Annotated in this window: 23 protein-coding genes and 2 tRNA genes; 17 read left to right on the forward strand and 8 right to left on the reverse strand. The window is 73.1% G+C overall.

The annotated features are described in order from the left end of the window. The first annotated feature begins 138 nt into the window (after window positions 1-138). From AB0F01_RS08980 to AB0F01_RS08995, 4 genes are all read left to right on the forward strand, one after another. Window positions 139-1,251, forward strand: coding sequence for an SDR family oxidoreductase (locus AB0F01_RS08980; protein WP_362091502.1), 1,113 nt, complete (start codon window positions 139-141; stop codon window positions 1,249-1,251). Window positions 1,252-1,549: 298 nt separating this feature from the next. After that, window positions 1,550-2,011, forward strand: coding sequence for a molybdenum cofactor biosynthesis protein MoaE (locus AB0F01_RS08985; RefSeq protein WP_362091505.1), 462 nt, complete (start codon window positions 1,550-1,552; stop codon window positions 2,009-2,011). A 486-nt stretch (window positions 2,012-2,497) separates the two neighbouring features. Further along, window positions 2,498-2,662: a hypothetical protein gene (locus AB0F01_RS08990; RefSeq protein ID WP_362091507.1), complete on the forward strand. Its 165-nt coding sequence runs from the start codon at window positions 2,498-2,500 to the stop codon at window positions 2,660-2,662. Window positions 2,663-2,760: 98 nt separating this feature from the next. Then, the gene (locus AB0F01_RS08995; RefSeq protein ID WP_362091510.1) at window positions 2,761-3,855 is read left to right on the forward strand and encodes a PDZ domain-containing protein; all 1,095 of its coding nucleotides are present in this window, start codon (window positions 2,761-2,763) and stop codon (window positions 3,853-3,855) included. 151 nt (window positions 3,856-4,006) lie between these two features. Here AB0F01_RS08995 and AB0F01_RS09000 read toward each other — a convergent pair whose 3' ends face one another. Beyond that, window positions 4,007-4,549, reverse strand: a complete 543-nt coding sequence (locus AB0F01_RS09000) for a PPA1309 family protein (protein WP_362091513.1) — start codon at window positions 4,547-4,549, stop codon at window positions 4,007-4,009. Between the two features lie 163 nt (window positions 4,550-4,712). On the opposite strand from AB0F01_RS09000, the gene AB0F01_RS09005 reads away from it, so the two are divergent. The 4 genes from AB0F01_RS09005 to AB0F01_RS09020 all read left to right on the forward strand — a co-directional run bounded on the left by AB0F01_RS09005 (window position 4,713) and on the right by AB0F01_RS09020 (window position 10,210). After that, window positions 4,713-7,661: a UPF0182 family protein gene (locus tag AB0F01_RS09005; RefSeq protein ID WP_362092542.1), complete on the forward strand. Its 2,949-nt coding sequence runs from the start codon at window positions 4,713-4,715 to the stop codon at window positions 7,659-7,661. Between the two features lie 72 nt (window positions 7,662-7,733). Further along, a tRNA-Met gene (locus AB0F01_RS09010) sits at window positions 7,734-7,807 on the forward strand. 224 nt (window positions 7,808-8,031) lie between these two features. Then, entirely contained in the window at window positions 8,032-9,852 is a 1,821-nt protein-coding gene (locus tag AB0F01_RS09015) for a tetratricopeptide repeat protein (RefSeq protein WP_362091516.1), read from the forward strand. Window positions 9,853-10,136: 284 nt separating this feature from the next. Then, window positions 10,137-10,210, forward strand: a tRNA-Met gene (locus tag AB0F01_RS09020). Window positions 10,211-10,449: 239 nt separating this feature from the next. Here AB0F01_RS09020 and AB0F01_RS09025 read toward each other — a convergent pair. The 3 genes from AB0F01_RS09025 to hisN all read right to left on the reverse strand — a co-directional run bounded on the left by AB0F01_RS09025 (window position 10,450) and on the right by hisN (window position 12,620). Further along, on the reverse strand, window positions 10,450-10,866 hold the full coding sequence (locus AB0F01_RS09025; RefSeq protein WP_164333426.1) for a Fur family transcriptional regulator: 417 nt from the start codon (window positions 10,864-10,866) through the stop codon (window positions 10,450-10,452). A 371-nt stretch (window positions 10,867-11,237) separates the two neighbouring features. Next, entirely contained in the window at window positions 11,238-11,648 is a 411-nt protein-coding gene (locus tag AB0F01_RS09030) for a CBS domain-containing protein (RefSeq protein ID WP_362091519.1), read from the reverse strand. Between the two features lie 171 nt (window positions 11,649-11,819). Next, complete coding sequence (gene hisN, locus AB0F01_RS09035) at window positions 11,820-12,620, reverse strand: histidinol-phosphatase (RefSeq protein WP_362091522.1); 801 nt, start codon at window positions 12,618-12,620, stop codon at window positions 11,820-11,822. A gap of 247 nt (window positions 12,621-12,867) precedes the next feature. Here hisN and AB0F01_RS09040 point away from each other — a divergent pair, with 247 nt between their 5' ends. Then, a complete protein-coding gene (locus AB0F01_RS09040; protein ID WP_362092545.1) occupies window positions 12,868-13,479 on the forward strand; it encodes a TetR/AcrR family transcriptional regulator in 612 nt (203 codons plus the stop codon). Between the two features lie 143 nt (window positions 13,480-13,622). On the opposite strand, the gene AB0F01_RS09045 is transcribed toward AB0F01_RS09040, so the two are convergent. From AB0F01_RS09045 to AB0F01_RS09060, 4 genes are all read right to left on the reverse strand, one after another. Next, complete coding sequence (locus AB0F01_RS09045) at window positions 13,623-13,946, reverse strand: multidrug efflux SMR transporter (RefSeq protein ID WP_362091525.1); 324 nt, start codon at window positions 13,944-13,946, stop codon at window positions 13,623-13,625. 135 nt (window positions 13,947-14,081) lie between these two features. Next, window positions 14,082-15,092 (reverse strand): ribosome small subunit-dependent GTPase A, encoded by a 1,011-nt coding sequence (gene rsgA / locus AB0F01_RS09050; protein ID WP_362091528.1) that lies wholly within the window; start codon window positions 15,090-15,092, stop codon window positions 14,082-14,084. 13 nt (window positions 15,093-15,105) lie between these two features. Beyond that, the gene (aroA, locus tag AB0F01_RS09055; protein ID WP_362091531.1) at window positions 15,106-16,422 is read right to left on the reverse strand and encodes a 3-phosphoshikimate 1-carboxyvinyltransferase; all 1,317 of its coding nucleotides are present in this window, start codon (window positions 16,420-16,422) and stop codon (window positions 15,106-15,108) included. Window positions 16,423-16,532: 110 nt separating this feature from the next. Continuing rightward, complete coding sequence (locus AB0F01_RS09060) at window positions 16,533-17,282, reverse strand: M50 family metallopeptidase (protein WP_362091534.1); 750 nt, start codon at window positions 17,280-17,282, stop codon at window positions 16,533-16,535. Between the two features lie 51 nt (window positions 17,283-17,333). On the opposite strand from AB0F01_RS09060, the gene AB0F01_RS09065 reads away from it, so the two are divergent. From AB0F01_RS09065 to def, 8 genes are all read left to right on the forward strand, one after another. Further along, window positions 17,334-18,149: an SOS response-associated peptidase gene (locus AB0F01_RS09065; RefSeq protein WP_362091537.1), complete on the forward strand. Its 816-nt coding sequence runs from the start codon at window positions 17,334-17,336 to the stop codon at window positions 18,147-18,149. A 94-nt stretch (window positions 18,150-18,243) separates the two neighbouring features. Then, a complete protein-coding gene (locus tag AB0F01_RS09070) occupies window positions 18,244-18,831 on the forward strand; it encodes an alpha/beta family hydrolase (protein ID WP_362092547.1) in 588 nt (195 codons plus the stop codon). Between the two features lie 259 nt (window positions 18,832-19,090). Continuing rightward, window positions 19,091-19,774, forward strand: a complete 684-nt coding sequence (gene sigR / locus AB0F01_RS09075) for an RNA polymerase sigma factor SigR (RefSeq protein WP_362091540.1) — start codon at window positions 19,091-19,093, stop codon at window positions 19,772-19,774. Further along, on the forward strand, window positions 19,771-20,085 hold the full coding sequence (gene rsrA / locus AB0F01_RS09080; protein WP_362091543.1) for a mycothiol system anti-sigma-R factor: 315 nt from the start codon (window positions 19,771-19,773) through the stop codon (window positions 20,083-20,085). The genes sigR and rsrA overlap by 4 nt, the downstream gene beginning before the upstream one ends. A 178-nt stretch (window positions 20,086-20,263) precedes the next feature. After that, on the forward strand, window positions 20,264-21,613 hold the full coding sequence (locus AB0F01_RS09085) for an HD-GYP domain-containing protein (RefSeq protein ID WP_362091545.1): 1,350 nt from the start codon (window positions 20,264-20,266) through the stop codon (window positions 21,611-21,613). Window positions 21,614-21,663: 50 nt separating this feature from the next. Next, window positions 21,664-22,899 (forward strand): HD domain-containing protein, encoded by a 1,236-nt coding sequence (locus tag AB0F01_RS09090; protein WP_362092550.1) that lies wholly within the window; start codon window positions 21,664-21,666, stop codon window positions 22,897-22,899. 157 nt (window positions 22,900-23,056) lie between these two features. Then, on the forward strand, window positions 23,057-24,037 hold the full coding sequence (locus tag AB0F01_RS09095) for a hypothetical protein (RefSeq protein ID WP_362091548.1): 981 nt from the start codon (window positions 23,057-23,059) through the stop codon (window positions 24,035-24,037). Between the two features lie 118 nt (window positions 24,038-24,155). Continuing rightward, a complete protein-coding gene (def, locus tag AB0F01_RS09100; RefSeq protein ID WP_362091551.1) occupies window positions 24,156-24,806 on the forward strand; it encodes a peptide deformylase in 651 nt (216 codons plus the stop codon). The last annotated feature ends 256 nt before the right edge of the window (window positions 24,807-25,062 follow it).

The raw sequence follows: 25,062 nt of genomic DNA on the forward strand, positions 1-25,062 counted from the left end.
ACAACACCACCCAGCGTAGACACCCGAGGCGGATCGGGCCTCGGTGCTTCGCCGACAGACCGCCTGCGGCAGGATGGAGCCACCTGGTACGTACGCATCACTGGCGCCCGTACTGAAGACAACCGCTGGAGACGCCTGGTGAGTTCCCCAGATCCGCAGGTTCGCGCAGCGCGAAACCGGTCCGACCGTCCCGCCCGGGGGCCCGTGGTCGCCGTCACCGGTGCCGCGTCCGGGGTCGGCGCGCTGCTCACCGAGCGGCTGGCCGCCTCCGAGGACATCAAGCAGGTCCTCGCCATCGACGAGCGGCGCGGCGCGTGCGAGGACGCGCAGTGGCACATCCTCGACGTGCGGGACCCGGCCATCGCCGAGAAGCTGCGCGGCGCCGACGTGGTGGTCCACCTGGCCCTCGACCTGGACCTGGAGACCGACGCGGCCGCCCGGACGGCCTACAACGTCCGGGGCACCCAGACGGTCCTGACCGCCGCCGCGGCCAGCGGGGTGCGGCGCGTGGTGCTGTGCACCTCCGCGATGGTCTACGGCGCGCTGCCGGACAACGAGCTGCCCCTGTCGGAGGACGCCGAACTGAAGGCCACCGCCGAGGCCACCGGCGTGGGCGACCTGCTGGAGATCGAGCGGCTGGCGCGCCGGGCCCCCCGCGCCCACCCCGGGCTCAACGTCACCGTGGTCCGCCCCGCCGTGCTGGTCGGCGGGGGCACCGACACCGCGCTGACCCGGTACTTCGAGTCGCCCCGGCTGCTGGTGGTCGCCGGGTCCCGGCCCGCGTGGCAGTTCTGCCACGTCGAGGACCTGTGCAGCGCGCTGGAGTACGCGGTCGTGGAGAAGGCCGAGGGGGAACTCGCCGTCGGGTGCGACGGCTGGCTGGAGCAGGAGGAGGTCGAGGAGCTCAGCGGGATCCGCCGGATGGAACTGCCGTCCGCGGTCGCGCTCGGCGCCGCGGCCCGGCTGCACCGCATCGGCCTCACCCCGTCCCCGGCCGGGGACCTGGCCTACACGATGTACCCGTGGGTGGTGAGCGGCAGCCGCCTGCACGCGGCGGGCTGGCGCCCCTCGTACACCAACGAGGAGGTGCTGGAGGAACTGCTCGGGGAGGTCTCCGGCCGGCACACGGTGGCCGGACGGCGGCTGGGCCGCAAGGACGCCACGGCGGCAGGCGCCGCGGGCGCCACGGTGGCCCTGCTGGGCGCCGCCGCGGTGGTGCGCCGCGCCCGCAAGGCACGGCGCCGCATCTGATCGCGGCGTCCCGGGCGCGGCGGACGGCCCCGCCCCGCGCCTCGGGCGCCGCCTGCGACCTGCGGGGGGTCGCCCGCCGGGCAGAGGGGAGCCGCCGCCCACCTCTCGGGCACATCGACTCGGCCCGCGGTGCCGTGACGGTCCGCTCGCCCGTGTTCCGCGTGCGATGCCGTGGCGCCGCCCCGCGCGGGCCCGGTCGTACGGACACCCCGTCTGTAGGAGGCTCCAAACGACGCGCGCGGCTGCCGGAGGAGAACGCACTTCCGTGCCGCGGCGGGCGTGCGGCACGATGGGGCACATGGCATCCACGCACGACCATCCGGGTGAACGGGCTGCACAGGACCCGGTCCAGCTGATCGGCATCCGGGACACTCCGCTCTCGGTCGACGAGGTCCTGCGGGCCGTCGGAGACGACGCCGCGGGCGGCACGGCCCTGTTCGTCGGGACGGTGCGCAACCACGACGGCGGAGCGGACGTCGCCGAGCTGAGCTACTCGTGCCACCCGAGCGCCGAGGCGGAGATGCGGCGGATCGCGGAAAAGGTCGCCGCCGATTACCCCGTTCGGGCGGTGGCGGCCGTCCACCGGGTGGGTGATCTCGCGATCGGGGACCTCGCCGTCGTCGTCGGCGTGTCGTGCCCGCACCGGGGCGAGGCGTTCGAGGCGTGCCGAAGGCTCATCGACGACCTCAAGCACGAGGTGCCGATCTGGAAGCACCAGCGGTTCTCGGACGGCACGGAGGAGTGGGTCGGGGCCTGCTGACCGCCCGCCCCGGTCCCCCTGCCCCCTTCCCGGCTTCCGGTCGCCCGTCCGGCCGGTGCGGCCCGCGCGGCCCGTGCGGTCCGTCCGGCCCGTGCGGTCCCATCCGTCGCGTCTCCGTCGGCCGCCGCGCGTCCCGTCGCCGGAACGTCCCCTTCCTGCCGCCGGGTCCCCCGGGCAACCGACCCGCCACCGCCCATCCGCGTCAGCCGGTCCCGGCCCTTGCACATCGGACAGCGGGTCCCCGTCGGCCGGCCCCGGCCCTTGCGCGTCAACCGTTCCCGGCCCTTCCGCGTCGGGCGCTCCCCGTCGTCCCCCCGTCTCCCTTCCCCCGTCGGCCGAGCCCGCTCGTCGACCTGGCGCGGGCCTCCGTTTGCCGCAGGCACCTCCGGTTGCGTAACCGGACCCCTGACGTGAGCGTTGTCACTGCGGATGGTTAATCTGCTGATCAGTTGGTGTTGCGGACGCTCATGGGGTTGGGAGGTCGGCATGGCGGTGCTCGCCTGGTTGCTGATTCCGCTGGTGGCCGCGATCGGTGCCGGATTGTGGGGCAGCTGGGCCGGCCGGACGCGCAAGGCGCGCAGCGACGGGCCGGAACTCATCGGGTACGCCCGCTTCCGCGAGGCGATGGAGAAGTCCCGGACGGGCGGCTGAGACACGGGAAGGCGCAGGTCCCGGCGATGACACCACAGGGCCGCCCGTCCGGGCGGCCCTGACGGTGCGCCGACAGGCACGTCCCGTACTGTCGACCCATGCCACGCCGCACCGCGACGATGCTCGCCTCCACCCTGATGCTGATCGCGCTCCTGTGCGCGGGAGTCTTCATCCCCGTGCCGTACGCGGAGATGTCGCCGGGGCCGACGGTGAACACCCTCGGCGAGCACGACGGTGAACCGGTGCTGCAGATCGCCGGGCGGAAGACCTACCCGACCGACGGTCACCTCAACATGACCACGGTGCGGGTCACCAGCGCCGACTACCGGATGAACCTGGTCGAGGCCGTTTACGGATGGCTGGCGCACGACAACAAGGTCGTGCCGCACGACACCCTCTACCCGGACGGCAAGACGGAGGAGGAGTCCACCCAGGAGAACGCCGAGGAGTTCAGCCAGTCCCAGGAGAGCGCCAAGGTCGCGGCCCTGAAGGCGCTGGACATCCCGGTGAAGTCCTGGGTGATCGTGTCCACGGTCGTCAAGGGGTCCCCCGCCGAGGGCCGGCTGCACGCCGGTGACGTGATCAAGGCGGTCGACGGCAAGCCGGTCGGGGAGCCGGCCGACGTCGCGGAGCTGGTGACCGAGCACAAGCCGGGGGAGAAGGTCGTCTTCACGATCGTGCCCGCCGCGGAACAGGCCGCCGCCGAGAAGGAGAAGCGGACGCCGAAGAAGACCGAGAAGGTCACGATCACCACGGCGACCTCGGACGACGGCGGCGAGAAGCGCGCCATCGTCGGCATCTCCGCCGGGACCGACCACACCTTCCCGTTCTCCATCGACATCAAGCTGGCCGACGTGGGCGGACCGAGCGCCGGTCTCATGTTCGCGCTCGGCATCTACGACAAGCTCACCCCGGGCAGCCTCACCGGGGGCCGCTTCGTCGCCGGCACGGGCACGATCGACGACAACGGCAGGGTCGGCCCGATCGGCGGCATCCAGATGAAGACCGTCGGCGCGCGCGAGAAGGGCGCCGAGTTCTTCCTCACCCCCGCCGACAACTGCGCGACGGCCGTCAAGGACGTCCCGGGCGGCCTCACCCTGGTCGAGGTGAAGACGATCGACGACGCCCTCGGCGCCCTGGAGGACATCCGCGCCGGCGACACCGCCGGCCTGCCGACCTGCAAGGCCTCCTGACGACGGCACTCCCGGACGCTGAGTCCTGACCCCGGCCTCCTGACCCCGGGTCTGTGACCCCGGCCTCGCGGCCCCGGGCCAGGACCGCCCCCGGCCACCGTGGTCGCCGGGCCCGAGGACCCGGCGGGGCGGGTGGCGGCCGTGGCGCCGGTTACTCCTCGAAGGTCGCCGACAGGGCCTGCGCCAGCCCGGGCACCAGGTCCGCGCCGGTCAGGACCTCCGTGGGGGAGTCCTTCTCGCGCAGCCGCAGCGCCGACTCGCGCGTGCCGTCGCGCAGCACCGCCACCGTCATCCGCACCTCCTGGCGCTCCGGGTGCCCCGCCACCCAGTCCGTCAGCGCGGCCTCGTCCAGGTCCTGCGGGACCTGTGCCTCCGCGGACGGCGGAAGGATCAGGCGCTCCACGGTCAGGGCGCAGCCGGTCACCGCGTCCGGCCAGGCGATGGTGCCGAGGAACTCGTCGAGGGGCTTGCCCGCGGGCAGCTCGTCCTGCTCGATCGGGGTGAGGGCGGTCGGCTCCGGCTCGTCGTCCAGGCCGAGCCGGTCCGCGAGCGAGGGCTGTTCGGCCCGCAGCCGGGCGGTGTCGACGAGGGCGAACAGGCGGGCGGGCTGGTCCCAGCCGAGGCCGGACACGTACTCGTCGATCTCGAGTACGGCCCGGGTGAGCGGGTGCGCCGCCATGGGTGTGTTGGACATGGTCACAATCTTCTCTCGTTCAGGGCCGGAATCGGGAACCGAGTAAAGGGTTAGTAAGTTGCATAGGTGGGGCCCACGTGCAGCGGGTTCCATACAGGGTCCACGGACACGCGGGCCAGACCAATCGACAGCGAACCTTGAGGTGCCTACCTTGGCTTTCCAGATGCCGGACCGCGGCGGAGGCCCGACGGGGCCACGGATGAGAGTGGGCCGTCCGTCCCGGCGGGTCCGGACCCTGCTGATGACACTGGGCGTCCTGGCCGTCCTCGCCATGGTGTTCACCATGTTCGCGGGGTTCTGGACCGACTGGCTGTGGTACCGCTCGGTCGACTACTCGTCGGTCTTCACGACCACCCTGTGGACCAAGATCGGCCTCTTCTTCGTCTTCGGCCTGCTGATGGCCGTGTCGGTCGGGCTCAACATCTGGCTGGCGCACCGGCTGCGGCCGCCGCTCAGCGCCATGTCGATGGAGCAGCAGAACCTCGACCGGTACCGGATGGGCATCGCCCCGTACAAGAAGTGGCTGCTGCTGGGGATCACCGCGCTGGTCGGTCTGATCGCCGGTGCCTCGGCGTCCGGTCAGTGGCGCACCTGGCTGATGTGGATCAACGGTGTGCCGTTCGGTGAGAAGGACCCCCAGTTCAAGCTGGACGTGTCGTTCTACGCCTTCGACCTGCCCTGGTACCGCTTCCTGCTCGGTTTCGGCTTCGCCACGGTCATCCTGTCGGTGATCGCGGCGGCGCTCACCCACTACCTCTACGGCGGGCTGCGCCTCACCAGCCCCGGGGCCCGCGCCACGGCCGCGGCCACCGGCCACCTGTCCGTGCTGATCGGCATCTTCGTGGCCCTGAAGGCGGTCGCCTACTGGCTCGACCGGTACGGGCTGGCGGTGAAGTCCAGCGACTTCAAGGCCACCGACAGCTGGACCGGCCTGCGGTACGTGGACGCCAACGCGTACCTGCCGGCCAAGACGATCCTGTTCTGCATCGCCGTCATCTGCGCGCTGCTGTTCTTCGGCACGCTGTGGCGGCGCACCTGGCAGCTGCCGGTGATCGGCTTCGGCCTGATGGTGCTGTCGGCGATCCTGATCGGCGGCCTGTACCCGGCGATCGTGCAGAAGTTCCAGGTCCAGCCGAACGAGCAGGCCAAGGAAGCGCCGTACGTCGAGAAGAACCTCAAGGCCACGCGTGAGGCCTACGGCATCGACGGCACCCAGGTCACCGACTACCCGGGCACCAGCCAGACGGAGGACAAGACCAAGCTGCGGGACGCCGTCACCGACACGGCGAGCATCCGCATCATGGACCCGAACATCGTCTCGCCGACGTTCCAGCAGCTCCAGCAGATCAGGAACTACTACGCGTTCCCGACCAACCTGGACGTCGACCGGTACTCCAAGGACGGCAAGGACCAGGACACCGTCATCGGTCTGCGCGAGCTGAACTACAACGGCATCCCGAAGCGGAACTGGATCAACGACCACTTCCGCTACACCCACGGCTACGGCGTCGTCGCCGCCGAGGGCACCAGCGCGGACGCCGGCGGCCGCCCGGTCTTCACCGAGTCCGACCTGCCGTCCAAGGGCGACCTGGGGACGTACGAGCAGCGCGTCTACTACGGCGAGCGCACCACGACGTACTCCATCGTCGGCGGTCCCCAGAAGGAGATCGACTACTCCGACGACACCGGTGAGAAGACCTACAGCTACCAGGGCGACAGCGGCGTCAACCTCGCCAACCCGGTCAACCGGGCGGCGTACGCGGTCGCGTTCAGCGAGCCGCAGATCCTCTACTCCGGCGCCATCGGCGACGGGTCGCGGATCCTGTACAACCGCACGCCCAAGGAGCGCGTCGAGGCGATCGCGCCGTGGCTGACCATCGACGGCGACGCCTACCCGGCGGTCGTCGACGGCCGGATCCAGTGGATCGTCGACGCCTACACGACGAGCAACGGCTACCCGTACTCGTCGCGGACGACGCTCGGCGACACCACGGCCGACTCGCTGACCGCCACCAACGACAACCGCGCGGTGGTGGCCCAGCAGAACCAGGTCAACTACATCCGGAACTCGGTGAAGGCGACCGTCGACGCCTACAGCGGCGAGGTCAAGCTCTACCAGTGGGACACCGAGGATCCCGTCCTGAAGACGTGGATGAAGGCGTTCCCGGACACCGTGGAGCCGAAGGGCGAGATCTCCGAGGCACTGATGGCCCACCTGCGGTACCCGCAGGACCTGTTCAAGGTGCAGCGCGAACTGCTCACCCGCTACCACGTGAAGGACGCCACGACGTTCCTCTCCGGCAGCGAGGTGTGGCAGGTGCCGGACGACCCGACCAACAAGACGGGCGAGACGGTTCCGCCGTACTACCTGAGCATGAAGATGCCGGACCAGAAGGAACAGGTCTTCTCGCTCACCACCACGTTCACGCCGAACGGCCGTGACAACCTCAGCGGGTTCATGGCGGTCGACGCGGAAGCGGGCACCGAGGACTACGGCAAGATCAGAATCCTGAAGCTGCCGGCGAGTACGACGGCCGCCGGACCCAAGCAGGTCCAGAGCCAGTTCAACTCGCAGCAGGAGATCGCCGAGTCCATCAGGCTGCTCAGGGGCGGCGACTCCGAGGTGGAGTACGGCAACCTGCTGGCCGTGCCGCTCGACGGCGGACTGCTCTACGTGGAGCCGGTCTACGTCCGCGGTGGCGGACTGAAGTACCCGCTGCTGCGCAAGGTCCTGGTGACCTACGGAGGCCAGACCGCCTTCGAGGACACCCTGGAACAGGCCCTCGACAAGGTCTTCGGTACCGAAGGCGACGCCAGCCAGCCACCGGGCGAGGACGAGGGCGCCGGTGAGGGCGAGGGTACTGGTGAGGACGAGGGCACGAAGCCGCCGCCCGCGTCCGAGGACCCGACGGTCCAGGCGGCGCTCAACGACGCCCAGGAGGCGTTCGAGGCCGGCCAGGAAGCCCTGAAGAAGAACGACTGGGAGGCCTACGGCAAGGCGCAGAAGGAACTCGAGGACGCCCTGCGCCGGGCCGAGGAGGCCCAGTCCGCCGAAGGGGGAGGCGGCGGCGGGGACAGCACTCCGGCCCCCGACGCCAGCCCCAGCGGCTAGCGGCACCCCTCGACCGGTGATCACGCCGGTCAAGGGCCTACCCCGCGCCGTGGTACGGTTCTTTCACAACGGCGCGGGGTGGAGCAGCTCGGTAGCTCGCTGGGCTCATAACCCAGAGGTCGCAGGTTCAAATCCTGTCCCCGCTACTGACGTCGCGAAGTCGGCGACACCGAAGGCCCGGATTCCTCAGGGAATCCGGGCCTTCGTGGTGTGCGAACGCATGTACCGACCCGCCCGACAGCCGCGTCTGCGGCGGGAGTTGAGGCCGTCTGTGTTTGACTTGTCTCTCTGTGGGCATGTCGACAAAACGCTGAAGTGACCTCACTGGCTGCGGTATACCAGGTGTACCCAGGTTGCAGGTGGTGCGACGATGAACGTTATGGGGGACAAGGCAACTCTGTTCGAGACAGGGCGATTTGCGCAGCCCTCCCCTCGCGAGGAGCCGCACGGCGACGCAGGGGAGGCCACCGACGATGCCGCCGAGGAGCTGCGCCACAGACTGGCCGCCGAGGCGGGCGACGTCGAGGCGATGAGCGTGCTCGGCGCCGTGCTGCTGCGCCGCGGCGACCTCGACGGCGCCGAACCCCACCTGCGGGCCGCCACCGCCGCGGGTGACCGCGCCGCCGCCAACAACCTGGGAGTCCTGCTCCACCAGCGGGGCTACCCCGACGAGGCCGCCGGGTGGTGGCGGATCGCCGCCGTCGCCGGCTCCGCCCCCGCCGCGCACGCCCTCGGCCGTCACCACCGGGAGCGCGGGGACGAGCCCGCCGCCGAGTACTGGCTCCGCCAGTCCGCCGAACAGGGCCACGCCCTGGGCGCCTACGCCCTCGCCGACCTCCTGGAGCACCGCGGTGACGCGGTCGGCGCCGAAGAGTGGATGCGGGCCGCCGCCGAACGGGGACACCGGGAGGCCGCCTACCGGCTCGCGCGTTCCCTGGACCGCTCGGGCACGCGGGAGGGCGACGAGGAGCACGGCGCCGTGGACGGCGGTGAGGCCGAGCAGTGGTACCGGCAGGCCGCGGCGCGCGGTCACCGCCGGGCCGCCCTGCACCTCGGGACGATCCTGGAACGCCGCGGCGACCTCAAGGAGGCCGGCCGCTGGTACCTCACGTCCGCCAAGGACGGCGAGGTCCGGGCCGCCTGCGCCCTCGGCTTCCTGCTGCGGGACGCCGGAGACACCGAGAACGCCGCCGTGTGGTGGCTGCGGGCCGCCCAGGAGGGCGACGGCAACGCCGCCAACGCCCTGGGCGCCCTGCACGCCGAACGGGGCGAGACCCAGACCGCCGAGCGCTGGTACCGGGCGGCCATGGACGCCGGTGACGACAACGGTGCCTACAACCTCGGGCTGCTCTGCGCCGAGCAGGGCCGCACCCCGCAGGCCGAGCAGTGGTACCGCCGGGCCGCCTACGCCGGGCACCGGGAGGCCGCGAACGCGCTGGCCATCCTGCTGCTGCGCGCCGGTGACGAGGCCGGCGCGGAGCCGTGGTTCTCCAAGGCGGCGGAGGCCGGGAGCGTCGACGCCGCCTTCAACCTCGGCATCCTGCACGCGGGCCGCGGCGAGGAGCGCGCCGCGCTGCGCTGGTACGAGCGGGCGGCGGCGGCCGGGCACACCGAGGCGGCCCTCCAGGTCGGCATGGCACGGCTGCGGGACGGTGACGAGGGCGAGGCCGAGCGGTTCCTGCGCTGCGCCGCGGGGGGCGGCAGCGCGGAGGCCGCCTACCGGCTCGCCACCCTGCTGGACGCGCGCCGTCCGCCGGAGCCCGCGCACGAGCTGGGGGAACCGGTGCACCGGCGCAGTGAGTGCGAGGAGTGGTACGAGCGCGCGGCCTCCCAGGGGCACCGGCGGGCCCAGGTCCGGGTCGGCATGCTGGCCGCGGCCCGCGGCGACGTCGTCGAGGCGGCTCGCTGGTACCGGGCGGCGGCCGAGGCCGGTTCCCGCAACGGGGCCTTCAACCTGGGCCTGCTGCTGGCCCGGGAGGGCAGCGAGCCGGAGGCGGTGGTCTGGTGGACCCGTGCGGCGGACGCCGGCCACGGGCGCGCGGCGCTGCGGCTCGCCCTGGTCCACGCCCGGCGCGGCGAGCTCGCCGAGGGCCAGCGGTGGGCGGACCGCGCGGCGGCACTGGGCCCGGAGGCGGTCACGGAACGCGCGACCCGGCTGCGCGATGCCCTGGGACAGGAACTGTCCGCGTGACGGGTCGGCGTGACGGTTCGGTGTGACCGGCCGGGCGGTGCCGAGGATGCGGAGCCGTGGGGCGGCCGGACGGACCGGTGCGGACGGTGTCGCAGCGGATGGGTGTCGGCGTGAGCGGTTCCGGCGGTGCGGAGTCGCGGGGCGGAGTCGCGGTGCGGAGCCGCGGGGCGGCCGGACGGGTGCCGGCGGATCCGCGCTGGTCGGGCCGCCACCGCACCGGCCGGGCGGCCGACGGAAGGGATTTGCCTCCGTCGGCTTCCTTGACGTAACGTTGCATTCATCGCCGCGGGGTGGAGCAGCTCGGTAGCTCGCTGGGCTCATAACCCAGAGGTCGCAGGTTCAAATCCTGTCCCCGCTACTGATGATCGAGGGCCGGAATCTGACAGGATTCCGGCCCTCGATCAGTTCGCGGAGACGGCGGCCCGTTGATCCCGCCGCACCGGTCCCGCCACACCCCCGTCTCTCCGCCGTCTCTCCGCGTTGTGCAGGTGGCCTCGCTGTGCGGCTCTCTCCCGTGTGCTGCTACGACGAAGCCCGGCACCGTTCCCGGTGCCGGGCTTTGACTGCGTCACGCGCGGAGCGCGGCGGCGACAGGGGTCAGGCCGCCGCGCAGTTGGGGCAGACGCCCCGGTAGGTCACCTCGACGTCGGAGACGGTGAAACCGAACCGCTCCGAGTCGGGCAGGTCCGAGAGCGGATTGCCGGTCGGATGCACGTCACGGATCGCGCCGCACTGCGCGCACACCAGGTGGTGGTGCGGCCGGTGGGCGTTCGGGTCGTACCGCTTGGCGCGCTTGTCCGTGGCGACCTCGAGCACCTCGCCCAGCGAGACCAGCTCGCCGAGGGTGTTGTAGACGGTCGCCCGGGAGATCTCGGGCAGCTTGGCGACAGCCCTGGCGTGGACCTCGTCGGCCGTCAGATGGACGTGCTCACCGTCGAGGACCTCCGCCACGACGCGGCGCTGCGCGGTCATCCGCCAGCCGCGTCCGCGCAGTCGTTCCAGAAGGTCGCTCATGCGCACCAGCCTAACAGCAGGGGACATCACACCCCGAACGGGTGTGACTTTGGAACCTAGCTTGACCTAGACAATGTCTATTGTAAGGTCGAGTCGTATCCGCGTTCCACACCTCGGGGTCCGCAAACTTCCCTGCAGCGTTCTCCCGGTGGCGGGGCGCGGTCGGTCTCCCCGTCGGCGGTGTCGGCGGGCGGGCGCATGCTTCGGCGAGTGGCTGGAGGCCGCGGTCCCAGGCCCTTCGCGGTCGATCTCCAGCGCTGGACCGCTTGCCGGGGCGGGCCGGACTCCCCGTATGGGGGTCCGGCCCGTTTTTCGTGGGCCGGCGGGGGGTGGCCGCGCCGGGGTGCCGGCCGCTCGGGCGGTCGCGCTGATCAGGCGGGCACCTGGGTGCCGGCGGTGCGCTGCTGTCGCAGGGGTGCCCAGCAGCGGATGATGTCGCGCACCGAGACGATGCCGACGGGTTCGTCCCGTTCCAGGACGATCAGGTGGCGGAAGCCGCCGGCGGACATGGCGTGCGCGGCGTCGTCCAGGGTCCAGGTCGTGGCCGCGAAGACGACGTCGGTGGTGGTGTGGGCGTGGGCGCGCTCGGCGTCGGGGTCCTCGCCGCGGCCCACGGAGTTGAGGATGTCGCGTTCGGTGAGGATGCCGATGCCGGTTCCGTCGGGGTCGAGCACCACGGCCGCTCCGATGCGGCGGGCGGCCATCAGGGCGGCGGCCTGTCGGAGGGTGTGGGCGGGACCGATGGTGAGGACCACGGTGCTCATGGCGTCGCGGACGAGCATGGGGTGGAGCCACCTCCTACCGGAAACCGCGGTGCCGGACGGACGTCGGGTCCGCTCGTGCACGGTTTCACAAGTTCACAAGTGGGTGGACTCTCAGAGTGGCAGGCAAAGAGGTGGTCAACAAGAGGGCGCGTGCGGCCCGGCGGGGGCGCGCACGCCGACCCCGGCGGCTCAGTAGCGCTGGTTGAGATACCCCAGCAGCTCGTCGTGCAGCAGGCCGTTCGACGCGGCCGCGTTGCCGCTGTGCGGGCCGGGCCGGCCGTCGAGCCCGGTGAAGCTGCCGCCCGCCTCCGTCACGACGATCGAGGTGGCGGCCATGTCCCAGAGGGACAGCTCGGGCTCCGCGCACAGGTCGACCGCCCCCTCGGCGACCATCATGTACGGCCAGAAGTCGCCGTACGCCCGCGTGCGCCACACCTCGCGGGTGAGGTCGAGGAAGCCGTCCAGGCGCCCCTGTTCCTCCCAGCCGCTGAGCGAGGAGTACGCGAACGAGGCGTCGGTGAGTCGGGCGACCTGGGAGACGCGGAGCCGGGAGGCCGAGGTCAGGCTGCGACCGGTGAAGGCGCCGTGGCCCCGGGCGGCCCACCAGCGGCGCCCCAGCGCGGGTGCCGAGACCAGGCCGACGACCGGCTGGAACCCGCCCTCCCCGGCTTCCATCAGGGCGATCAGCGTGGCCCAGACGGGGACGCCGCGCACGTAGTTCTTGGTGCCGTCGATCGGGTCGATCACCCAGCGCCGGGGGCCGGTTCCCTCGACGCCGTACTCCTCGCCGAGGACCGCGTCCCTCGGGCGCGCGCGGGCGAGGTGGCCGCGGATGAGTTCTTCCGCCGCCTTGTCCGCCTCGCTCACCGGCGTCATGTCCGGTTTGGTCTCGACCTTGAGGTCGAGGGCCTTGAACCGGTCCATCGTCGCGGCGTCGGCGGCATCCGCGAGGACATGGGCGAGACGCAGATCGTCGAGGTAGTCGGGCATGCAACGAACGGTATCGGCCGAGGAGCGGGTGGGGCCACCGGCCCCCGGGGGAGGAGGGGACGAGGTGCTGCCGGGGCGGGGACGGAGGCGGCGCGCGGGCCGGGCGCGGGCCGCACGCCCGGCCCGCGCGGCGCCCGGGTCCCGGCGCGCGCACCGCCCGGCCGGGCTCCGCGCGCGGACCCTTGACAGTGCCGTCGGCCGCGTCAAACCTGAACCGCAGGGTCGCCCGCTCGCACCGAGGGAGGCGCTGATGCCCGCAGCGCGCGAGTCTCTGCTGGATGCCGCGTACGCCGCGCTCGCGCATCGGCCCTGGTCGGGGGTGCGGATGGTCGACGTGGCCGCCGCTGCCGGGGTCTCCCGGCAGACGCTCTACAACGAGTTCGGCAGCAAGAACGGCCTGGCGCGGGCCCTGGCCCGCCGGGAGGCCGACGCCTATCTCGCCGGGGTGGACCGCGCCCTCACCGCTCACGGTGACCCCCGGGAACGCCTGACGGCCGCCGCCGAGTGGACGGTCGCCGCGGCCCGGGAGAACCCCCTGGTCCGCGCCGTGCTCACCGGCTGCTGGGGAGAGCGACTGCCCGCGCCCGCCAGGACCTCCGGGCCGTCCACCTCGTCCGTCCCGGCCCAGCGCCGTGCCGACGGGCCGCTGCCCTCGCCCGGTGACGTCGTCGCCCTGGTGCGCGACCGGGCCGTCCACGCCCTGGCCGGACCGGGTGCCGGGCACGTCGACACGGCCGACCTGGCGCGGTCCTGCGAACTGGTCGTCCGCCTCGCCCTGTCCTGTGTCACCGCCCCGCCGGGCAACGGCGGCGTCGCCGACCTGGTGCGCGGCGCCCTGCACCGCCGGCCGCCGCCCTGACCCGGCGAGGACGGCACGGCGGTCGAGGCGGTCGAGGCGGTCGCCCGGTCGGGTGGCCGGCCGTCGCGCCGCGGGCCGGAAGGCAGGGCGGGACGCTCGGTGCGCCGATCCGGACGACTGCACTCCGATTCGACGCGGAACGCTCAGTGCGCCGAACCGGACAGCTGCAGTCCGATCACACCCAGGATCACCAGGCTGATCGACACGATCTTCAGGGTCGAGACCAGATCACCCAGGAACACCATGCCGTAGATGGCCGTGCCCGCCGCGCCGATGCCCGTCCACACCGCGTACGCCGGGCCGACGTCGAGCTTCTTCAGTGCGAGGGTGAGCAGTCCGAAACTGCCCAGTGCGAACACGGCGAACGCGATCGTCGGCCACAGCCGGGTGAACCCGTGGGACAGCTTCAGGCACACGGCGAAACCGGTCTCCAGCAGCCCCGCCACCACGACCAGCAGCCACGCCATGTGTCGTCCTCCCGTTGGTCCGTGCCCAGGGACCGCTGCACCGGGTGGGCGGGTTCGATCCCGCTCGTCCGGCTCGCCCCGACTCGGTGTGATTATGCACGTGCCGGGTGGCGGGCGGGTCGCACAACGCGAAGATCAGTCGCCGTCCGTGCGTTCCCGGGACGCCAGCAGCCGGCGCAGCGAGTACAGCCGGGCCGGGTCCGCGTGCCCCTCGGCGACCCAGGCGTCCAGCGCGCAGTCCGGCTCGTCGTGACTGCACGCGCGGGGGCAGCCCTCGGTGCCCGGCTCCAGATCCGGGAAGGCGTGGATGACGCGGGACGGATCGACGTGCGCCAGCCCGAAGGACCGGACCCCGGGGGTGTCGACCACCCACCCCTCCGCTCCCGCCAGCGGCAGCGCCAGCGCGGACGTCGTGGTGTGCCGGCCGCGCCCGGTCACCGCGTTGACGTGACCCGTGATCCGCCGCCGCTCCTCCGGCACCAGGGCATTGACCAGCGTGGTCTTGCCGACCCCGGAGTGCCCGACGAACGCCGTGATCCGGCCCTCCAGCTGCTCCCGGACCCGGTCCACGGCCGCCCCGCTCTCCAGTTCCGCCCGGCTGGTGACCACGTAGGGGATGTCCAGGTCGCCGTACAGCTCCAGCAGCTGGTCGGGCGGGGCCAGGTCGGACTTGGTCAGCACCAGCAGCGGCGACAGGCCGCCGTCGTACGCCGCGACGAGACAGCGGTCGATCAGGCGCGGCCGGGGCTCGGGGTCGGCGAGGGCGGTGACGACGGCCAGCTGGTCGGCGTTGGCGACGACGACCCGCTCGTAGGGGTCGTCGTCGTCCGCGGTGCGCCGCAGCACCGAGGTGCGCTTCTCGATGCGCACGATCCGCGCCAGGGTGTCCTTGCGGCCCGACAGGTCACCGACGATCGCCACCCGGTCACCGACCACGGCCGCTTTGCGCCCCAGCTCGCGGGCCTTCATCGCCATCACGACCCGGCCGTCGACCAGGCAGGTCAGCCGGCCCCGGTCGACGGTCAGGACCAGCCCCTCGGCGGCATCCTCGTGCTTGGGCCGGATGTGGGTGCGCGGCCGGTTGCCCTTGCGGTTCGGGCGGGAGCGGATGTCGTCCTCGTCGGTGTGCTTGCCGTAGCGCCGCATGGTCCTGGAGTCCCTACGCCCCGAGCATCCCGGTCCACAGCTCCGGGAAGTCCGGCAGGGTCTTCGCGGTGGTCGCCACGTTCTCGATCTGCACGCCCTCGACCGCCAGGCCGATGACCGAACCGGCGGTGGCCATGCGGTGGTCCTCGTAGGTGTGGAAGACACCGCCGTGCAGTCGCCGGGGGCGGATGTGCAGGCCGTCGGCGGTCTCCGTGACGTCGCCGCCGAGCTCGTTGATCTCCTTGGTGAGGGCGGCCAGCCGGTCCGTCTCGTGCAGCCGCAGGTGGGCCACGCCGCGCAGGGTGGACGGCGAGTCCGCGAGGGCGGCCACCGCGGCGATGCCCGGCGTCAGCTCGCCCACCTCGCTCAGGTCCACGTCGATGCCGTGGACGCGGCCGGACCCGGTGAACACCAGCCCCTGTCCGGTCAGCTCGCAGGAGCCGCCCATCTCCGTGAAGATCTCCCGCAGCCGGTCGCCGGGCTGGGTGGTGTGCGCCGGCCAGTCCGGGACGACGACCCGCCCGCCGGTCACCAGCGCCGCCGCCAGGAACGGCTGGGCGTTGGACAGGTCCGGCTCGACGGTCAGGTCCCGGCCGAGCAGCGCACCCGGGGTGACCCGCCACACGTTGGGCTCGCCGCCCGCCTCCGGGGTGTCCACCTGGGCGCCGACCGCGCGCAGCATGTCGACCGTCATCCGGATGTGCGGCAGCGACGGCAGCGTGGCCCCGGTGTGGCGCACCTCCACGCCCTGGTTGAAGCGCGGCGCGGACAGCAGCAGCGCGCTGACGAACTGGGAGGACGACGAGGCGTCCACCGGCACCGTGCCGCCGTCGAGGGCGCCGCCGCCGTGCACGGTCAGCGGGAGCGCGCCGCGGCCGTCGTCGTCGATCCGGGCCCCGAGGTGTCGCAGCGCGTCGATGACACCGGTCAGGGGCCGCTCGTAGGAGCGGGGGTCGCCGTCGAAGCGGACGGGACCGTCGGCGAGCGTGGCCACGGGCGGCAGGAACCGCATCACGGTGCCCGCGTTGCCGACGTCGACGGTGGCCGGGCCGCGCAGGCCGGTGGGGACCACCCGCCACGCCTCACCGGTGCCGTCGGGGCCCACGCCCTCCTCGATCTCCACACCCATCGCGCGCAGCGCCTCGGCCATCAGCAGCGTGTCGCGGGAGCGCAGGGGACGGCGCAGCCAGCCCGGCTCGGAGGCGAGGGCGGCGAGGACGAGGGCGCGGTTGGTGACCGACTTGGACCCGGGCACGTGGACCGTCGCGTCGACGGCCCCGCTCGCGTGCGGGGCGGGCCAGAGGGCGGTGTGGGCGGGATTGGGGACCATGCCGCCCACCCTATAAGGAGGCCCGGATCCCGGTACGCCGCTGTCCGGGGGGTGGTCCCCGCCCGGCGGAGCGCGTGCCGGCGACGCCCACGCGTCGCGCGCGCAGCGGCTCACCACCCCAGCAGCCAGCGCCCCCCACCGAGCAGCGAGCACAGCGACACCGCGTGGAAGAGGAAGAACCACAGTCCGGCCGGCACGTGGGTCAGCCGCGACAGCTGGTCGGCGTCCGAGTCGCCCGCGCCGCCCCGGGCCCGCTTGGCCTGGAGCTCGAAGGCCGGACGTACCCCGCCCAGCAGCAGGAACCACACCACCGCGTAGGCGAAGGCCGCCTGCACCTGCGGTCCCGCCAGCCAGGACACCAGGACGAAGGTGCCGCCCGTGACGAGCAGGCTCAGCGCGCCGTAGGCGTTGCGGATCATCACCAGCATGGCCAGCAGCAGGGCGGTGGCCAGCCACAGCAGCAGGGTGATGCGCCCGGCACCGAGCAGGGCCGCGCCGCCGAGCCCCAGGAGCGGGGGAGCGGTGTACCCGGCGGCGGCGGTGAGGATCATGCCGATGCCGTGCGGCTTGCCGCGGCTGACGGTCAGGCCGCTGGTGTCCGAGTGCAGGCGTATCCCGGTGAGCGTGCGGCCGGTGAGCAGGGCGACCAGGCCGTGCCCGCCCTCGTGGGCGATGGTGATGGCGTTGCGGGACAGCCGCCACAGGGCGTGCGGCACCACCACGACCAGTGCGGCGCCCAGGGTGGCGAGCACCACCCACAGGTCGGGGTCGGGCTGGGTGCCGGACACCTCGTCCCAGAGGGAGGTGAACGAGGCTGCCGCGGTGCTGACCGTGCTGAGCGTGCTGACCGTGCTGTCCATGTGTCGGTGAAGGCTCCCTCTGCGCGTGCGGAGTCTGGCAGTGTTGCACGTATGTGCGGACGGTATGCGGCGAGTCGCGGCCCCGAGGACCTCGCGGGCATCTTCGAGATCGAGAAGTGGGAACCTCAGGAGTCCCTGGAGCCCGATTACAACGTGGCGCCCACCAAGGAGGTCCATGCCGTTCTCGACCGTGCCCTGAAGGACGCGGACGACGACCGCCCGGTTCGCCAGCTCCGCACGCTGAAGTGGGGCCTGGTGCCCTCCTGGTCCAAGACGCCCGAGGGCGGCGCCCGGATGATCAACGCCCGCGCGGAGACCGTCCACGAGAAGCCGTCCTACCGCCGCGCGTTCAGCACCCGGCGCTGCATCCTGCCCGCCGACGGCTACTACGAGTGGGTCACCGGCACGCAGGAGCGGGAGCTGGAGGTCGAGGGGAAGAAGAAGCGTCCCCGCAAGCAGCCCTACTTCGTCACCCCGGCCGACGGTTCGGTGTTCGCGATGGCCGGCCTCTACGAGTTCTGGCGGGACCGGACGCTGCCGGACGACCACCCGCGGGCCTGGTGGGTGACCTGCTCCGTGATCACCACCGAGGCGGAGACCGCCCCGCTCGCCGTGGCGCCCGCGGACGGCCCGCGCTCCCTGGCCGACATCCACCCCAGGATGCCGCTGATGCTCACCCCGGACCGCTGGGACGCCTGGCTGGACCCGGCCCGCACCGACGTCGAGGACCTGCGCGCGCTGCTCGCCCCGCCGCCCCCCGGCCTGATGCGCGCCTACCCGGTGCCCACGGCCGTCAGCAACGTCCGCAACAACGGCCCGGAGCTGCTGAAGGAGCTGGAGGCACCGGAAGAGGGCACACTCTTCTGACGTGACCCCCCAGAACCCGCCCGCCCCCCGTACCCCGGAGCCGTCCGCGGCCACCGTCGCCCGGACCGTCCCCACCGACGCCGGGGACGCCCGGATCACCTGGCACCCCGCCCGGGGCACCGCCCGGCTCGTCCTCGCCCTCGGCCACGGCGCCGGCGGCGGCATCGAGGCCCGGGACCTGCGGGCGCTGGCCGCCGCCCTGCCCGCGCACGGCATCACCGTGGCCCTCGTCGAGCAGCCCTGGCGGGTGGCCGGGAAGAAGGTGGCCCCCGCGCCGAGGACCCTGGACACCGGCTGGCGCGGCGTCTGGCCCGCGCTGACGGAGCCGGGCCTGCCGGTCGTCTCCGGGGGGCGGAGCGCCGGCGCCCGGGTGGCCTGCCGCACCGCCGCCGAACTGGGCGCGCGCGCCGTCCTCGCCCTGAGCTTCCCCCTGCACCCGCCGGGGCGGCCGGAGAAGTCCCGCGCCGCCGAACTGCTCGGCGCCGGGGTGCCCACGCTCGTCGTGCAGGGCGGCAACGACCCCTTCGGCCGGCCCGCCGAGTTCCCCGAAGGACCCCACGAGCTGGTGGAGGTGCCGCACGGCGACCACGGCTTCGCCGTCCCCAAGCGGGCGGACCTCACCCAGGACGAGGCGGTGGCGGTCGTCACGGACGCCGTCGCGCGGTGGGCCGGGGGTCTGTGACCCCGCCGCGGGAATGTCCGGGCCCGCGCGGCTGTTGGGACGGACATACGTGCCGGTCATCGGCATCGCCGTCGTAGGAGAGGAAGTCCGCCGCATGGGTTCCACGCTCTGCCCGAACCGCAGTGCACGCGCCGACCTGGACTGGACGGTGCTGCCCGCGGCGCGGACCGCCCCGATTCGGGCGGCGGGCGGACCGGATCGTCGTCTATCCTCCGATTCGGGTGGGACCGGTCCCGGTCCCACGACGACACTCGAGGAGGTGGGTCCGGTTCCCGGTACCGACGCAGGGACCGAACACGGCCAGGAGCAGCCCGAGGGCCGGGGTGGTACGGGCGTTGAGACGACCGCGGAGCGCAGCGCGCGCTTCGAGCGGGACGCGCTCGAGTTCCTCGACCAGATGTACTCCGCCGCGCTGCGCATGACGCGCAACCCCGCGGACGCGGAGGACCTGGTCCAGGAGACGTACGCCAAGGCGTACGCGTCCTTCCACCAGTTCCGCGAAGGCACCAATCTCAAGGCGTGGCTGTACCGGATCCTCACCAACACCTTCATCAACTCGTACCGCAAGAAGCAGCGCGAGCCGCAGCGCAGCGGTGCCGAGGAGATCGAGGACTGGCAGCTCGCGCGCGCCGAGTCGCACATGTCCACGGGGCTGCGCTCCGCCGAGTCGCAGGCGCTGGACCACCTGCCGGACTCGGACGTGAAGGAGGCGCTGCAGGCGATCCCCGAGGAGTTCCGCATCGCGGTCTACCTCGCGGACGTCGAGGGCTTTGCCTACAAGGAGATCGCCGACATCATGGGCACCCCCATCGGTACGGTGATGTCCCGCCTGCACCGTGGCCGCCGCCAGCTGCGCGGCATGCTCGAGGACTACGCCCGCGAGCGGGGGTTGGTCCCGGCCGGCGCCGGAAAGTCGAACGAAGCGAAAGGCTCGGGGTCATGAGCTGCGGAGAGCCGCACGAGACGGATTGCAGCGAAATCCTCGATCATCTCTACGAGTTCCTCGACCGTGAGATGCCGGACGCGGACTGCGTGAAGTTCGAGCACCACTTCGAGGAGTGCTCGCCCTGCCTGGAGAAGTACGGGCTGGAGCAGGCCGTCAAGAAGCTGGTCAAACGGTGCTGCGGGCACGACGAGGTGCCGGGCGACCTGCGGTCCAAGGTCATGGGGCGGATCGAGCTGATCCGTTCCGGACAGGCCGTGCCCGACCAGGACGTCACCGCCTCCTCCCCGGTCAGGCCCCAGGAGTCCTGATCCGCCGCAGTCCGCTGTCGTCCCCCTCCTGACGGCACCGCACCCCGTAAGGGGTGGCGTCGTCACCCGTACGTGCTAATCCGCGGGTTATCGGCCCGCGGGGGCACCTCTCGCCGCCCTAGGCTCCGAAGGCCGACGGCGGCGGGCCGGGTGCGGCGGCACGGTGGGGGAGGGGCTCATGGAAGCGTTACCGGCACGGGCCCGCGCGTACGTCGTGGCGGTGGCCCTGCTCGCCGTGCTCTGCCTCCTGCCGGGCCCCGGGGCCGCCTGGCCGGCGGTCGCCCTGCTCGCCGCGCTCTACGCCGGCTGTGAACACCTCGCCCGCTCGCGCTGCCTCGGCGCCCCCAGCCCGGGCGGCACCTGCTACCCCGTGCTGCTCGCCGGGGCCTTCCTCCTGACGCCGAGCGCCGCGGCCCTGGTCGCGCTGCCCGGCGCCCTGCTCATGCCCGTACCCCGGCCACCGGACCCGCTCCGGCGGATCTGGCGGGCCGCCCAACTGGTGCTCGCCGTCCTGGCCGCGGGCCTGGGCCACCACGCAGCCGGCGGGCCGACCGCGGTCGCCGGCTGCGACGTCCCCCGGGCCCTGGGCGCGGCGGGCGCCGCCGTCCTCGCCTTCTGTCTCGTGCTCACCCTGCTGGACGGCGGCCTGCGGGCGCTGACGGCGGGCGGTCCCCCCGGGCACCCGGGAGGGCCCCGGGGGCCCGCCACATGGTGGCGGCTGTGCTGGCCGCTGCTGGTGCCCGTCACCGTGCACGGGCTGGCCGGACTGATGATGGCCCTGCTCTGGCGCAGCCCCTACGGGCCCGTGGCCGCCCTCCTGGTGCTCCTGCCGATGGGTGTCTCGTGGTGGGCGTTCGCCCAGTACCACCGGGAACGCGCGGCCCACCAGGCGACCATCCGCGCCCTGGTCCAGGCCGTCGACATCAAGGACGGCTACACGCGCGGGCACAGCGAACGCGTCGGCCACGCCTCCATGATGATCGCGCGGGAACTCGGCATGGACGACGAGCGGGTCGAGGTGCTGCGCTTCGCCGGCATCCTGCACGACGTCGGCAAACTGGGTGTCCCCACCCGGCTGCTCACCAAGGACGGGCCGCTCACCCCCGAGGAACGCCGGGTGATCGAGCTGCACCCCGAGTACGGCCACGAGATGGTGCGCGGCATCTCCTTCCTCGGGGAGGCCCGGGAGGCGGTGCTGCACCACCACGAGCGGATGGACGGCACCGGCTACCCCTACGGCCTGACGGCCACTCAGATCCCGGAGTCCGCCCGGGTGGTCGCGGTCGCCGACGCCTTCGACGCGATGACCTCCACCCGCTCCTACAGCAGGGCCCGGCCCGTGCCCGTGGCCCTGGCGGAACTCGAGCGGTGCGCGGGCTCCCACTTCGACCCGCGCATGGTGGCCGCCCTCGTCCGGGTGATCGGCCGGGACGGCTGGCACCCCGCGGTGACCGCCGACGACCACGGCGCCCCCACCGTGCCCGCGCCCGCCGCCCCGGTCACCGGCCGGACCGGGGCGCCGCGGTGACGGCGCCGCCCGCGGCCCGCACGGGCACGCCCGTCACCCGCCGTCCCCTCCTGCCCCCCTTCGTGCACCTGTGCGCCGGACTCCTGGCCGCGGGCTGCTTCGGCTCCGTCCTCTGGCACGGCGTCGAGGACCGGGACGCCCTCCTCTCCTTCACGGTGCTCATCGCCGTCGGCGAGCTCACCCGCCGGGGCGCGCCCCGGATCCGGCAGTCCGCGCCGCTCGCCGCCGCCGGGTCCATGGCCTACGCGCTGCTCGGCGACGCCGGCGGGCGGCCCGGCGGGCACGACGCCGCCCAGGTCGTCACCGTGGTGCTCGCCGCCTCCCTGCTGGGCAGCGTGCCGAACGTCGCCCGGGGGCACGGGCCCGGCGCCGACCGGCTGGCTCGCCGGGTGCTCGCGGTCGGCTTCGTCGCGGTGTGCTTCCAGCCCCTGTACGGCCGGGGCGCGTTCGACGACTGGCAGGGGCCCGCCCAGGCGCTGGTGCTGCTCGCGCTGCCCTGTCTGGCCACGCTCGGCGACGCCGTGCTGGCGGCGGCGCTGGCCCGGTCCCGGACCGGGTGGCCCTTCTGGCCGCTGCTGCGGGACGAGCTGCGGGCCGTCCCCGGCATCGAGGCCGCCGTGATCGCGACGGGCGCGGTGATGGCGCTCGCGGTCGCCGTGGTGGGCCTGTGGGCGCTGCCCGTCTTCTCGGTCCCCCTGCTGCTCGCCCAGCTGTCGCACCGGCGCTACGCCGCCGTCCGGGCCACCTACCGGCAGACCATCGCCTCCCTGGCCCGGGCCACCGAGATCGCGGGCTGCACCCCGGCGGGGCACGCCCGCCGGGTGGCCGCGCTCAGCCGCGCGGTGGGCCGGGACCTCGGCCTGACCGCACCCGAACTGACCCTGCTGGAGTACGCGGCGCTGATGCACGACATCGGCCAGCTGAGCCTCGTCGACCCGGTCCCGGCCGGCGCGACCTCCGCGCTGCCGGTCACCGAGCAGCGCCGGATCGCCCTGCTCGGCGGTGCCGTCGTGCGCCGGACCGGGGTGGACCCCCAGGTCGCCCGGATCGTGGAACAGCAGTGCGACCCGCACCCGGAACAGCCGCTCGCCGCGCGAATCGTCCGGGTGGTGAACGCGTACGAGGAGAAGTCCCGGGCAGGAGGCCCCGGCGGGCCGCTGACGGCACTGGAGGAGCTGAGGTTCGGTGCCGCGGGAGAGTACGCACCGGAGGTCGTCGCCGCCCTGGCCCGGGTGCTGGCGCGGAACACGGAGGTGGGGCGTGAACACGGGGACGGAGCGTGGTGAGGGCCACGGACGGGACTGTCTGACCCGGTACGAGGCTGGGTAACCCATGGGTAATGAGCGCCCTTCCGGCCGTACGTGGTTGGATGCGAAGAGGAGAGGGTCAGGGGGCGCGGAAAGGCACAGCCGGCCCACCGCACGGAACTGGCAGGCGGGAATCGTGAGGATCTTCGGCAAGGGACGGAACCGGCCCTCCGCCTCCTGGCGGCAGGCCACGGACCGGGCGTTCACCCTCATCGGCGACGGCCGGTACGAGGACGCCGGCGCACTGCTGACCCGTGCCGCCGACCTGGAACCCTGGCTGTCGGAGTCCTGGTTCAACCTCGCGCTGCTGCACAAGTTCCGGCACGACTGGGAGCAGGCGCGGGCCGCCGGGCTGCGGGCCGTGGCCCTGCTCGACCGGGACACCGGGGCTCCCGACTGGTGGAACGTCGGTATCGCCGCCACCGCCCTGCAGGACTGGCCGCTGGCCCGCCGTGCCTGGCAGGCCTACGGGCTGAGGATGCCCGGCTCGCCCACCGACTCCGGCGAGCCGCTCGGCATGGACCTCGGCAGCGCCGCGGTGCGGCTGTCCCCGGAAGGGGAGGCCGAGGTGGTGTGGGGGCGCAGGCTCGACCCGGCCCGCATCGAGGTGCTGTCCATCCCGCTGCCGTCCTCCGGCCGCCGCTGGGGCGAGGTCGTCCTGCACGACGGCGTGCCGCACGGCGAGCGCAGCACGGCCGCCGGGCACACCTACCCGGTGTTCGACGAGATCGAGTTGTGGGCGCCCTCGCCGGTGCCGACCTGGGTGGTGCTGCTGGAGGCCGAGACGGAGGCCGACCGGGACGCCCTGGAGGCGCTGGCCGCGGACGCCGGGTTCGCCGCCGAGGACTGGTCCTCGTCGGTGCGGCTGCTGTGCCGGATGTGTTCCGAGTCCCGGATGCCCTCCGACGAGGGCGAGGGCGAGCACCTGGACCCGCACGACCACAGCGAGCCGGGACACCCCGGCCCCCTGGGGCACCGCACCGACGGGCAGTTGTGGGTGCCCGAGCGGGAGTGCGGCGTGGCCGCGCCGGCGGCCCTGGTGCGCGGGCTGCTGGACGGGTGGGTCGCGGACAGCCCGGACTCCCGTGACTGGCGGGACCTCGAAGAGGTCTGCTGAGCGCACGCCCGCCCCCGGTGGGGCGGACCCGGGGGTTCCCCGCGCCCCCGGCAGGCGCGCTCCCCGTACCCTGTAGCAGCATCCCAGCCCGGTTTTTCCAGGAAGGCACACGTCGGTCATGGCTCAGCAGGACACCGATCAGCAGCACGCGGGCGTGCTCCCCGTGGACGACGAGGGGTTCGTCATCGACACGGAGGACTGCGAGGAGCGCGAGGCCGCCCACCGCGAGCGCGGCACCTCGCGTCCGATCACCGTGGTCGGCAACCCGGTGCTGCACAAGGAGTGCCGGGACGTCACGGAGTTCGACGACGCCCTGCGGCAGCTGGTCGACGACATGTTCGCCAGCCAGCGCACCGCCGAGGGCGTGGGCCTGGCCGCCAACCAGATCGGCGTCGACCTGAAGGTCTTCGTCTACGACTGCCCGGACGACGAGGGCACCCGCCACGTCGGTGTGGTCTGCAACCCGAAGCTGGTCGAACTCCCCGCCGAGCGGCGGCGGCTGGACGACAGCAACGAGGGCTGCCTGTCGGTGCCCACCGCCTACGCGCCGCTGGCCCGCCCCGACTACGCCGAGGTGACCGGCCAGGACGAGTACGGCAACCCGATCAGGGTGCGGGGCACGGGCTACTTCGCGCGCTGCCTGCAGCACGAGACCGACCACCTCTACGGCTACCTCTACATCGACCGGCTGTCCAAGCGGGAACGCAAGGACGCGCTGCGGCAGATGGCCGAGAACGAGCCCCGTTACCCCGTGGTCGCCAACGACTGACCCGCGCGGGCCCGACCGGTCCGCGACCCCTCCTGCCCCGCGCGCACGGCGCCCGGACCCGGTTCACTCCGGGACCGGGCGCCGTTCTCGTCCCCGGCACCCGTTCGCTCCCCAGCGGTCCCTCCTGAACCAGATCAAGACACGCAAGAGGAGGTTCTCGGCACCCTGGGGTGGTGAATGAGGCAAATCCGTTCCCAGAACGGTCAGTTGTGGTGCTGAATAGAGGAACGGGGATATGCACCGGCGCACACCCGGC

The organism is Streptomyces sp. NPDC029526 (genome assembly GCF_040637405.1).
Classification (GTDB): domain Bacteria; phylum Actinomycetota; class Actinomycetes; order Streptomycetales; family Streptomycetaceae; genus Streptomyces.